Genomic DNA, 12,964 nt, shown 5'->3' on the forward strand with positions numbered 1-12,964 from the left:
TTATTATTCAGTTATAAAGAGTTTTTTACTGCCCGGCGATTTTCATTTCCGGCAGTAACACTGAACCACACTGAATATTGCTGCGGGTCTCAATATCGCTGCCGACGGTGACGATATCGCGCCACATATCCTTCAGATTACCGGCAATAGTAATCTCGCTGACCGGATACTGAATTTCGCCATTCTCCACCCAGAAACCGGCGGCACCGCGCGAATAGTCACCGGTAATCCCACTGACTCCCTGGCCCATCAGCTCAGTGACCACCAGCCCGGTGCCCATTTGCTTTAGCAGATCATCAAAGCTGGAACCCTGGCCGGCAATACGCCAGTTATGAATGCCACCAGCGTGACCGGTGCTTTGCAGGCCAAGCTTGCGTGCCGCGTAGCTGGTCAGCAGCCAGTTTTGCAGCACGCCGTCCTTGATAATGTCACGCTGTTGGGTACGCACCCCTTCGCTGTCGAACGGCGTCGATGCCAGGCCTTTCAGCAGGTGTGGCTGCTCTTCAATCGTCAGCCATTGCGGTAAAATCTGCTGGCCCAGCGAGTCGAGTAAGAAGGTTGATTTGCGGTAAACGCTACTGCCACTGATGGCACCTACCAGATGACCAAACAGGCCGGTCGCCACTTCGGCGGCAAAAATAACCGGTGCTTTCATCGTCGACAATTTACGCGGTGACAGGCGAGACAGCGTGCGGCGTGCGCACTCTTCACCGACCCACTCCGGCGATTGCAGATCGCCCATCGCGCGGCCAATCGAATAAGCGTAATCGCGCTCCATATCGCCGTTGTGTTCGGCAATCACACAGCTGGAGAGAGAATGTCGGCTGGAGCAGTAGCCCTGCAACATACCGTGGCTGTTGCCAAATACCTTAATGCCGACGTGGCTGTTAAAACTGCCGCCTTCGGTATTGGTAATGCGTTTATCCGCTTTCAGCGAGGCCTGTTCCGCACGCGCCGCCAGCTCAATTGCCTGATCGGCATCGATCTCTGCCGGGTGATAAAGATCCAGATCCGGCGCGTCGAACGCCAGCAGATCGCGGTCGGCCACACCCGCGTAAGGATCGGGAGAAGTGTAGCGCGCAATATCAATCGCCGCCTGAACCGTGCGTTTAATCGCATCCGGGCTAAGATCAGTGGAGGAAGCACTGCCTTTGCGGTTTTGGTGGTAAACGGTGATGCCAAGCGCGCCATCACTGTTAAATTCAACATTTTCAACTTCACCGTAACGCGTGCTGACACTGATACCGGTGGTCTTGCTAACGGCGACTTCTGCTCCGTCCGTGCTGGCTTTGGCCAGCTCGAGCGCTTGTGCGACCGCCTGCTCCAGCGTTTTACGCTGCTCTGCGACTTGGGAGATTACTTTCATCGGCCTGCCATATAATCAATGAATGGGGATGGGTTTGAGTCTAACAGACTCAGAGAACAATTTCGCAGTAGCCGCGTAACCTGATAGCATTAGCCTCTTTCTCAGGAGCCTAACAATGACCAAGCAGCCCGAAGACTGGCTCGATGATGTACCGGATAATCAGGAAGAAGAAGATGATGAGATTATCTGGGTCAGTAAAAGTGAAATTAAGCGCGACGCGGAAGAGTTAAAACGCCTTGGCGCTGAGTTAGTTGAACTCGGTAAAAACTCGCTGGATAAAATCCCGCTGGATGAAGATCTGCGCGCCGCCATTGAGCTGGCACAAAAGATCAAGAAAGAAGGACGCCGCCGTCAGCTGCAGCTGATTGGTAAAATGCTGCGTTCACGTGATGAAGATCCGATTCGCCAGGCGCTGGATAAGCTGAAGAACCGCCATAACCAGCAGGTTGCGCTGTTCCACAAACTTGAAGTCCTGCGCGACCGTCTGGTCGAGCAGGGTGATGATGTGATCCCGGAAGTGCTGAATCTCTATCCGCACGCCGATCGCCAGCAGTTGCGCGCGATGATCCGTAATGCGCAAAAAGAGAAAGCGGGCAATAAGCCACCGAAGGCTTATCGTCAAATCTTCCAGTATCTGCGTGAGCTGGCAGAAGCGATATAAACGCTTATCGTGGTGTGGGGCGGCGAAAACGCCGCCCCTGCATTATTTCTGTAAACGATCCAACAGCTTCTGGTGAATGCCACCAAATCCACCGTTACTCATCACCAGCACCGTATCACCCGGTTGCGCCACTTTTGCCACCATTTCCACCAGCGTATCCACCTCGGCACTCCAGTGCGCAGGCTGCATACAGGCGTCAGCGACTTCTGAAACCTGCCACGGAATATGGTGCGGTTGCAGCAGGAACACTTCATCGGCGCGCGCTAAAGCCGGTGCCAGATCGTCCTTACTGATACCCATTTTCATGGTATTGGAGCGCGGCTCCAGCACCGCCAGAATGCGTGCCGTGCCGCCGACTTTGCCGCGCATGGCGGCCAGCGTAGCGAGAATCGCCGTTGGATGATGGGCAAAATCGTCATAGACTTTGATGCCATTGCTTTCACCGCGCAGCTCAAGACGACGACGCGCATTGATAAAGTCATTCAGCGCCCGGCCAGCATCTTCCGGCTTGATGCCAACGTGACGCGCAGCAGCAATCGCCATCATGCCGTTATGCATATTGTGTTCGCCAACCAACGACCAGTTCACCTCAGCAACCCGCTCGCCATCCAGCAGGACTTCCCAGTGGGAAGCATCCGGCGACAGCTTCTTCGCCTGCCATTTTCCGCCGTCACCCACGTGCTCCTGCTCACTCCAGCAGCCCATCGCCATCACCTGCTTAAGATGGGCATCGTGCTCTGGCAGAATAATTTTGCCCTGCCCGGGCACAATACGGATCAGATGATGGAATTGTTTCTGAATGGCACGCAGATCGTCAAAGATATCCGCGTGATCGAACTCCAGGTTATTCAGAATCAGCGTGCGCGGGCAGTAATGGACAAATTTTGAACGTTTGTCGAAGAAGGCAGAGTCATACTCATCGGCTTCAATCACAAAGAATGGGCTTTTTCCTAAATTTGCCGATACCTCGAAATTTCCCGGAACGCCGCCAATCACAAACCCCGGTTCAAGGCCGCAGGCCTGTAAAATCCACGCTGCCATGCCGGCAGTGGTAGTTTTACCGTGGGTACCAGCGACCGCAATCACCCAGCGATCGCGCAACACGAAATCGTGCAGCCATTGCGGGCCTGACAGGTAAGGAATATTGCGTTCCAGCACCGCTTCAACGCAGGCATTGCCGCGCGTCATCGCATTGCCGATAATCACCAGGTCCGGAGCCGGATCAAGCTGACTTGCATCATAACCCTGAATTAAATCAATGCCTTGCTTTTCAAGCAATGTGCTCATCGGTGGATAGACGTTGGCATCAGAGCCTGTCACTTCATGCCCCAGCGCGCGCGCCAGCATAGCCAGGCCGCCCATGAAGGTGCCGCAGATACCGAGAATATGAATACGCATAAATGGTCCATTACTTTAAATGTTCGACGCACAGTTTAACCCTGACTTACGGCGGAATAAACGGATTTGGACTATGGTCTTTGCGGTTCAATCGGCTAAACTGCGTACGCATACGTTGGCGGCATGTAAAACATGCTGCCACTCAACCGCAGATTCAGGGATTGTGTTATGAAAACGTTAGGCGAATTTATCGTCGAGAAGCAACATGACTTTCCTCACGCCACAGGTGAACTGACGGCACTGATTTCCGCCATCAAACTGGGTGCGAAAATTATCCACCGCGATATCAACAAAGCCGGACTGGTTGATATTCTCGGTGCCAGCGGCGCTGAAAATATTCAGGGCGAGCAGCAGATGAAGCTCGACCTGTTTGCTAATGAAAAACTTAAAGCAGCGTTGAAGGCACGTGGAATTGTTGCCGGTATTGCCTCCGAAGAAGAAGACGAAATCGTTATCTTTGAAGGGGTCGAGAACGGTAAATATGTGGTGCTGATGGACCCACTGGATGGCTCTTCCAACATTGACGTTAACGTCTCTGTCGGGACCATTTTCTCAATCTATCGTCGTATTACCCCTCCAGGCACACCGGTTACTGAAGAAGATTTCCTTCAGCCGGGCAATCAGCAGGTTGCGGCCGGTTACGTGGTCTATGGCTCTTCAACCATGCTGGTTTATACCACCGGTAAAGGCGTTCATGCCTTCACCTACGATCCGTCGCTGGGGGTGTTCTGCCTCAGTCAGGAACGCATGATGTTCCCGGAGCAGGGTTACACCTACTCAATCAACGAAGGGAACTATATCCGCTTCCCGCAGGGCGTGAAAAAGTATCTGAAATTCTGCCAGGAAGAAGATAAAACCACCAACCGCCCTTATACCTCGCGCTATATCGGCTCGCTGGTGGCAGACTTCCACCGTAACCTGCTGAAAGGCGGAATTTATCTTTACCCAAGCACCGCCAGCCACCCGAAAGGCAAGCTGCGCCTGTTGTATGAGTGCAACCCGATGGCATTCCTCGCGGAGCAGGCAGGTGGTAAAGCCAGCGACGGTAAAAACCGCATTCTCGACCTGCAACCGGAAACGCTGCATCAGCGCAGCCCGTTCTTTGTCGGCAATGACGCGATGGTAGACGATACTGAACGCTTTATGCGTGAGTATCCGGACGAGTAATCGCTTCCTGATTAAGGGCAGATTCCTCTGCCCTTACCTTACCTGGATAAAATATGAAGACAGTGTTACTGACGATCGGTTTATTGCTGCCACTCGGTGCGCTGGCGGCGGATAACACTATTGATCGCGAACTGGAGAGTTGCCTGAACAGCAACTCTTCAACGGTCGGTATGTCGCAATGCTACGACGCCGCAAACCACGCCTGGGACAAGGAAATGAACAATCAATACCAGGCGGTAATGGCTAAACTTGATGACGCGCAGAAAGCCAAACTGCGGGATGCGCAGCGTAACTGGCTGAAATATCGCGACAGCTGGATGGAAGCGTCAAAAGCCTGGTATCTGAAACAGCAAGGTACGATGGCCGGAATTTCTCTGGGTGTGCAAGGCGTTGAGCTGGTAAAAAATCAGGCTCTGATGCTGAAATCACTCAGGCAGGGAGCCTGTGCCAATCCGGACGATTGTCAGTAATTGTCAATAATAAGGCTTATACTGCTGAATATGCGGTGATAAGGTAAAGAGGACGGCAATCTCAAACCGTCCTTTTTTCTTTCTACTGGAGCAGTAAATGGCCGCGTACTCTTCGTTAATCATTCTGGTTCTGCTCGGCGCGCTGAGTTTATTTATTCATAACACCGCCGTTACCATCTCAATTCTGGTGCTGCTGGTGATCAAAATCACCCCGCTGGCGCAGTTTTTTCCCTATGTCGAAAAACAAGGTATTACCTTAGGGATTATCATTCTCACCATCGCAGTAATGGCTCCGCTGGCCAGTGGGTCATTGCCCTCCAGTACCCTGATCAAATCCTTTCTCGACTGGAAATCGCTGCTGGCAATTGCCGTCGGGATTTTTGTCTCCTGGCTCGGTGGTCGTGGCGTCTCGCTGATGAGTGCCCAGCCAACCATCGTCGGTGGCTTATTGATTGGCACCATTATTGGCGTGGCGCTATTTCGCGGCGTGCCGGTCGGGCCATTAATTGCCGCCGGCATCGTCTCGTTGTTTGTACTGAATAAGTAAACAGCACAGCCTGACATCTCCCCTGATCGTTTGGGTTGCAGGAAGTCGTTAAGCCCACGCACCTGCAACCTTCTGTAGTCGCAAACCACCGCCATTAATTACGGCTGTCTCCTGTCGGATCATTTATAAATTTCGGATCAACAACACCCGGCATATTCAGGAAAGTGCCTTCCTTGAGTGGTACGGTAAAATCAATAGTGGGATTATTCTTCTCAATAATATCTATGCCGTCAATCAACCTGCCGTAATAGCGCACGGAAAGAGCATGAATATTGTCACCTTCTTTGACATTATGAATCAGAGCATCTGCAGCATAGTTTCCATTAAATCGGCTTTCCGGAAGTTTTATCGTAACACCGGGCTGTGGATAATCGTTGCTTGTAAGTTCATCAGCATTAGATAACAAGATGTGATTCTGATGATCATAATTTCCGTAAAACTTGTAGGAAATCGCAGCGTAAGACTCGCCTGGCTTAACAGTATGCTCCCGTTCTCTTATCTCTGGTTTAATAGCATGTTTATCTCCACGGGCCTCTCCGGGAATCGAGATGCTTGCCCCTTGCTTGAGGGCATTACCAGGAAGTAAATGTTGCTGGTTTTCCTGAATCAACAGACCAATTTTTGTGTACGGAATAGCATAAAGTTGAGCGACAGACTCAATATTCTCCCCTTTAAGAACAATATGTTTACGGTTAAGTTGAAGATTATTTGTTTTTGACTCAACCGAACTGCTCGCATCGCCATTCTGCAGACTCTGGTCTGCACGTTTAACCCCCTGCTGCACAGCGGGCTTGCTCTCTGAAACCTGGTGACTCTGCTTTGCCAAACCACTTTGCTCAATCTTATCGGAATATTGAGGCTCAACGATATTAACCATATTCAGGACAGTTTCTTCTTTAAGTTCAGAGAAAATATTAATGTCAGGATTATTTATCATTATATGGGTTATGCCGACAGAGCTACCGTAATAGCGCTGGGCAAGCTGTTGCACGTTTTCACCCGCTTTAACTCTATGGACTATGGTGTCCGAATTATAATTTCCATCAAACCTACTGTCCGGAAGGATTATCCGACGGCCAGGCTCTGGATTGATAGTCACCCCAGGATTAACATCCGCTATTTTCTGCCGATTATCATGATTTCCATAAAATCGATAGGAGATCGTTTCAATACTATCACCCGGCTTGGTGGTATAAATTCGGAGTTTTGTTTCTGGTTTAATAGGGTTATCTCTGCGTGCCTCTTCAGGAATGATGATGGTACCCGGTGCAAGATTATTACCCGGTAACAATATCTGCTGGTTGGCCTGAGCCAACAGCCCAATCTTTGTAGCTGGAACGTTGAACTCTCTGGCAATGCTCTCAAGAGTATCACCTCGCTCTACCCGATAACTTTGACCATTCAGCAGATGATTCGGAGAAAATGACTTCTTTTGAACAGGCCTGACATCATCGAGACTCTGTAGCCCGCCAGTTCTGGTTTTAGGAACCGGGTTATTCTCACCAGACTGGTGAATATTGGTATAACGAACATTATCCGGGATAAATAGCTCTCCCCCAACCTTAATGTTTTTAACCGATTGTAATGCATATTCATTGGCCGCAATAAACTGCGCATACTGAGCCGGTCTGATGCCAAAAGCGCTGGCGATAGCATGGAAGCTATCCCCCGGCTGAACGATATATCTCTGGCCTTTAGCCTGAACTTGATAGGCAGCAGGATTACTGCGTCCTGCCGCCAGATTATGATCATTCGTCGCCTGCTCACTTACCCCCATAGCAGACCGGCCGGAAACTCTCTGAGAATTTTCGGCGTGTCCCTGCACCAGGCCTTTATTAAGATTTAAAGGCAGTTCCTTGTAAAATTCAGGACAAGTGTACTTTGAAACTTTTAATACCGTGCCAGCGGGAGGGATATCACCAACACCTGGATTCAACTCGCGTAACTTATTAGCTCCAACATTACTGTCGTAATACAAACCGCCGAGCTCTTCCAGAGTCTGGCCTGGTTTAACCTCATGCGTAAAGTCAGGTACGGTATATGTTCCATTAAAAAGGCTGCCTGGCATCGATAATTCTCCACCTGGTGGCAGATTGCGTAGATCGGCAGGTAAGCCTTTATCAATGCTGGCAAGTATGATCAGATTCCAGTCGTTGTAATTGCCGTAATACTGGTAGGAAAGATTCTCGAGAGTATCACCTTGCACCGTAGTATGGATTCTGTCTTGTGGACGAATAGCGCTGTCCGGAATGATCAGAATTTGCCCTGGGGCGATGTCAAAGACGCTATTAAGAGTGTAACTGTTAGCTTTAACGATGAGATCAAAATTCGACGGATGAATGCCAAGATGCACACTCATAGCATAGATGTTATCGCCTTCTTTCACTTCATAGAATTGCGCCGAAACCCCATTAGTCTGACTCAAGGGTGGCAGGGAAGCTTGCTGTGATATTACTGGTTGGGTTACTGCTTCCGCTTTTTCCGGCTGCTTCTCACTGGAATCGCCGCTTACCTCAGCTGACGCGATCATGCCAACCACTCCAGATGTCAAATGACCTACGCGTGCACCAATCGAATCTCCAGCAACACCAAACATGGCTTCCTTCATCACATTGACGTCTTTAAATTCTGCTTTCCATGGAAGTTTCAAACTCGGAAACATGGATTTAGCCAGTGGTATGCCGAGTGTTAAGCCGCCATCGACAAGAAGAGTATTCAGCACATTTTCCTCAACAGCGGCCAGAACTGCTGCCCTGCTCTCCTCGTCATCGGCCAGCGCCACCTTTAGCATATCTTTAGTAACTGATAATCCGGCAGATGCCGCTATCTGGCAAAGCATCACATACATTCCATTTGCAGCCATGGCACCACCCATACCACCCACAGTAATTGCCATTCCACTCCCAAGGAACATAAAACCAAGGTCAATCATTCTGTCGAGTAAATGTTCACCCGATGTCTTAACCATACTGTTAATATCATCTTTTGCACGATGCATTACGACTCTTAACGCATCCTTACCAAGGGTATCTTCCTTACTTGTGGTTATTGGTGACTTAAAATTGGGTTGATGCATTAACCGCTGATTGGTCGCGGTGCTGGAATCGTAAAACGCGAAGGCTTTCTTTCTGCTTTCATCGGTTTTATATTTATACTGAGCATTGGCATCCAGATGATCTACAATCCATTTTTGCGTTTGTTTATTTTCAATACCAAACTCAGTATTATTGATAACAGTATGTGAACCTGAAGCATCCCATGCAAGAATGTTATCACCGACACGCACTGCAACGACTTCTGTCAGTACATAACCGTAAAAAAGCACATGTTCACCGACATCCTTGCCAGACTGAATAGCATCAAGCTGCCCTCTGAACTCACTTAACTCAGGCTTTTTAGCTAAATTTATCGCGGCACTTTTAAACGAAGTATCGTAAAATGTCACCAGCGCCGCTGTTTTGTCCTCATCCTTGCTGAGAGTCTCCAGGTTTTTTTCAAAGGCTTTAACTATTTGTTGCGTCAGACTTTCTGGCCGGACCTTCTTTGATATATACCAGTTTGTTCCAAGATTACTTCCGCTACCATCAGGTACGGTATTAGATCCACCAGGATTGAGCGCCTCCCTCAAATCCATTGAAACATTCTTATCCCATTTAATATCCCAATCTATGGTACTCACCTTCCCCATGGCGAGTTCCTTCAGCGTAATCTCACGGCTTCCTCCACTGGTATTACTTCCTATACCACGCAAATTTATTTTGCTGTCAGGAGAGTCAAGACCTCCACGTTGCTCCTTCGGAAATTTATTAATAATCCCACTGATATAATTTTTAATAAATGTTTCAGGATGTAACTCTCCTGACATTCTGATAACAGCGCCATCTTTAAACTTATTAAGATGATTTTGCGCTATAATCTCAAGATATTTAGGATCCCAGCGTCTACGCACCTCAGCCGACTGATCAAGTCTCTCCTGCATAGACTTAACTTTTTCTTTCAGACTACTATCTTCGTTTTCTTTTTGGCTAATATTTTCGGTTATAGATTTTAGTTCTTTTTGCAACTCAGCAACGTTAGTTTCACTCCCCTGAGACTGGCTATTACTTTCTATTTTAATACTATTTTCCAATGAAAGTTTCTGCGATCTTAAATAATTAAGTTCCTTCGTTACTTTTTGTTTTTCATTAACTGTTTGTTGCAACTCAAAAGGTGTAACAATATTGACCCCTTTAGGGCTCCCTTTACCATATGCATTTAATAATTTTTGTCGCTCTAAAGGCGTCAGAATACTCATACCCGCTGCCCGCTTATTTCTCAACTTAGCGGTATCTTCGCTCGGTGCTCCTTCTTTTATCTGCCTGACCAGATCATCTGACTCCTGGTCACTTACTCCTTTTTCTTTCAGATAAGATTTTAACTCCTGTAGCTCCCTGTCAGTTTGCTGTTGAGCAGATGCCTTAGCAGCCACAATCTCTCCAACAGCCGCAGCAACGGCTTCACCCGCTGCCGCCATCTTTAAATTATTCGTTTTGTTTTCAACGTAGGCCGCCTTTACGATGTCTACCCCTTCAGACAGCGGCATGGACGCGATGGAAGACGTGGCGCTTTCCACCAGATCTTTCATCAGGTTATACGAAAATTTATCCGCACCGTCGCGCGCCAGGGAATAACCGGTCAGGGCCGCGCTCGCTAAAAATTTCCACATGTGCGGCAGCACAAAGTCAGCCACCTGCTTCGTCAGCTGAGTGAGGAAGCTTACTCCCAGCACCGCCGCCTCTTTGGCCGGCGCCGGCTGCCCCGGCATCACCGCATGCTGCAGGCTGCTGTACGCCTGATAAAAGGTCAGCGGCAGCAGCGCCGCCTTCAGAATGCTCAGGTTCGGGATTAGATTGCGCGGCAGGCAGGACGTCAGCCGCTCGACCGTCATGTCCACGCTGGCGCAAACCAGCCTGCCCACCATGCTGCTGCGGCCCGCCTTCGCCAGGTACTCACCCGCCGTCGGGTATTTCGACATCACTTCTTCGATCGTTTCGGGCGTCAGCAGCGTGCCATTGCCCGCGGCGACCACCGCCGCCATCACTCTGGCCAGCATCGCCGTCCCGTCCGGGTCATCCTTTTTGCCGAAGTGCCCGGGTATTTCTTTATTGACCACCTCCGCGACCATCCTGTCGAACAGCCACGGCTTAAACCCGGGATCTGCCTGCATTGACGCCTTCATCTGCGCAAAATACTGCCCGAGGTGCAGGGCGATGCGCGCGTCCTTTGAGAACACGTCCACCGGTTTTCCGGTCGCCTTCTGCACCGCCTGGCCAAGCTCCAGTACCGAATCCTGCGCACGCAAACTGGCCTTCTGGCTGCTCACTATTCCCTGGTTGTACTCCTCCAGGCCGGCGCCCTCTGAGCCGGGGCCGGTATTCGCCATGTTGCCCACCGCCCCTTTCATTTTTTCCGCCGCCGCGCGGAAGTGCCGCTCGGCCCGGTCAATCTCGGCCTTGAACGTCCTGAGCTTCTTCACCTGCTTGTCATGCTGTTTATACCGCTCCGCGGTCTCCTTCAGCACCGCCCGCAGCTCTTCCGAGCAGCCTTCCACCTCATCGCGGGCGGCGGACAACGCCTCCGACTGCTGGTTGAACATCAGCTGCGCCTGCTCCCTCAGCTGTGCTTCACTTTTTTCCTTCTTTGCCGCGCCGCCGGGCGTAAGGCCGCCCGCCAGGTGCTGCCCGGCGGCGGCCAGTGCGCTCCCGGCGGCCGATCCCTCCGTAATTTCATCCATCAAGCCGGAGACCCCGTCCGGCGACTTGTCGTAAGCCAGGGTCGCCCTTGCCAGCGTCTCCGTCGCCGCGATCAGTTTTTCCGAGGCGTTCTGGTGCTTTTTCATCGCCACCAGCAGCGGGTGATAGGCCGCCCGCACCTGGCTGTTTATTTTTTGCGTGACCGCATCCCCGGCCCCTTTTTCGAGCCTGGCTTCAAAAGAGAGGTGGGCATCCCCGACCCAGCGCGCGGCGTCCTGGACGGCGTGGTTAGCCTTGTTGATGTAGCTGGTCGTCAGTTTTGCGACGTGCCTGATGGCGGCCGGCAGCGTCAATCCCTGGTTTGCCGTGCTGCGTACCAAATCGCGGAAAAACGCCGGGCTTTTATGCCAGGCGTTCCCCATCGCTTTTTGCAGCGTTCCAACACTTTCGGCCGAAGTGGCTTTTTCCACCGCGCGGAAGGCTTTTTTAGACAGCTCTGCCAGCTGCCCCATGCGCGACCTGGCCGGCTGGATCGCCTGCTCCATCGCCTTCAGGCTTTCCCGCATCAGCTTCAGCTTTTTGTTAACCAGCCCGGCCTGGATCGCTATCGCTCCGCATGCCCCTTCGGAAAGCGGCGACAGCCTGCCCAGCTCCTTAGTAAAGGCCTTTTCTGCCTGGTCGGTCGCCTTCGCCGCGTCGTGCAGCCCTTCCGCAACCGCCTTTATCAGCGCCGGGTCAGGGTCCGGCGCCTTTCCGGCCACCGGCGTTAACAGCTTGCTGGCCACCGGCAGAGCCAGGGCGGCCTTCATCAGCGCGTCGGTCTGGGCGCGCAGCGCCTTTTTAAGGCTGGTCACGTCGGCCTGCACGTCCTTGTCTGCTGACGTTATCGCCAGCGTACTGGCTATCGCCTTGTGCAGTGCTTCAGCCACCTCCGTCACGGCCTCACTGCCGCTGCCTTCAGGGGACTGCGCCTTCAGCGACTGGAGCAGGGTGCTGTCCAGTTCAAGGTGCAGAATTTTGCTGTTATGCCCCTTACTGCGGAACTCGTCCAGCATCGGATAGCTGTATTCCAGCTTGTCCGTAAGCAGCTGGCGCAGCTGATCGAGCTGAAACTGGGCCGCGTGGCAGCCCGGCGCCAGCAGGTCCTTCACGCTGGCGGGCGGCGCGCTGCCGGGCTGATTCGCGGCCATCACCAGTCCGGTCAGGTCCTTAATATCTCTGGCAAAAGTTTTATCTCTCAGCAAGTCCGACAGGAAGGCCGGAACGCCCCCGTCATGCTGCCAGCGCTCCCCGGCATCCATCACGACTTGCCCCAGCAGCTGTCTGGCCTGCGGGCAGACGGAAATGTCAGCCACCGCGGACGGGATATTACCGTTTATCGCCCCGGTGGCTGCGGTCCGGCTGATATACACGGCAGAAGCGGACGACGCAGATTGTAAAAGATTAGGCATAATGAGGTGATCCCGGTCATCAGCGGTCAATAATGATCCCGCAAAGTTAGCGGTATCATTGAGGCCAGTCTTTGGCTTTTGAGCAGGTTCTTCTTATTACTGCGTCATGTTTTTTCAGGGAGGGTAAAGATATTACATAAGGGATTAACACTCCCCCTATGCAGACTTGGCA

Annotated in this window: 7 protein-coding genes; 4 read left to right on the forward strand and 3 right to left on the reverse strand. The window is 51.5% G+C overall.

What is annotated here, in order from left to right; all coding sequences use genetic code 11:
* Positions 1-25: 25 nt before the first annotated feature.
* A complete protein-coding gene (gene pmbA / locus RIN69_RS19660) occupies positions 26-1,366 on the reverse strand; it encodes a metalloprotease PmbA (RefSeq protein WP_313853930.1) in 1,341 nt (446 codons plus the stop codon).
* Positions 1,367-1,481: 115 nt separating this feature from the next.
* Between pmbA and yjgA the strand changes: the two genes are divergently transcribed.
* Positions 1,482-2,027 carry a ribosome biogenesis factor YjgA gene (gene yjgA / locus RIN69_RS19665; RefSeq protein WP_313853931.1) on the forward strand — a complete coding sequence of 182 codons (546 nt, stop codon included), beginning with the start codon at positions 1,482-1,484 and terminating at the stop codon, positions 2,025-2,027.
* Between the two features lie 42 nt (positions 2,028-2,069).
* On the opposite strand, the gene mpl is transcribed toward yjgA, so the two are convergent.
* On the reverse strand, positions 2,070-3,425 hold the full coding sequence (mpl, locus tag RIN69_RS19670; protein WP_313853932.1) for a UDP-N-acetylmuramate:L-alanyl-gamma-D-glutamyl-meso-diaminopimelate ligase: 1,356 nt from the start codon (positions 3,423-3,425) through the stop codon (positions 2,070-2,072).
* A gap of 168 nt (positions 3,426-3,593) precedes the next feature.
* Between mpl and fbp the strand changes: the two genes are divergently transcribed.
* The 3 genes from fbp to RIN69_RS19685 all read left to right on the forward strand — a co-directional run bounded on the left by fbp (position 3,594) and on the right by RIN69_RS19685 (position 5,609).
* Positions 3,594-4,592: a class 1 fructose-bisphosphatase gene (gene fbp, locus RIN69_RS19675; RefSeq protein ID WP_313853935.1), complete on the forward strand. Its 999-nt coding sequence runs from the start codon at positions 3,594-3,596 to the stop codon at positions 4,590-4,592.
* A gap of 53 nt (positions 4,593-4,645) precedes the next feature.
* A complete protein-coding gene (locus RIN69_RS19680; protein ID WP_313853936.1) occupies positions 4,646-5,062 on the forward strand; it encodes a lysozyme inhibitor LprI family protein in 417 nt (138 codons plus the stop codon).
* Between the two features lie 97 nt (positions 5,063-5,159).
* A complete protein-coding gene (locus tag RIN69_RS19685; RefSeq protein ID WP_313853937.1) occupies positions 5,160-5,609 on the forward strand; it encodes a DUF441 domain-containing protein in 450 nt (149 codons plus the stop codon).
* 94 nt (positions 5,610-5,703) lie between these two features.
* On the opposite strand, the gene RIN69_RS19690 is transcribed toward RIN69_RS19685, so the two are convergent.
* The gene (locus tag RIN69_RS19690; RefSeq protein WP_449361558.1) at positions 5,704-12,645 is read right to left on the reverse strand and encodes a LysM peptidoglycan-binding domain-containing protein; all 6,942 of its coding nucleotides are present in this window, start codon (positions 12,643-12,645) and stop codon (positions 5,704-5,706) included.
* Positions 12,646-12,964 lie beyond the last annotated feature (319 nt).

Source organism: Winslowiella toletana, from assembly GCF_032164335.1.
Lineage (GTDB): Bacteria > Pseudomonadota > Gammaproteobacteria > Enterobacterales > Enterobacteriaceae > Erwinia > Erwinia toletana_A.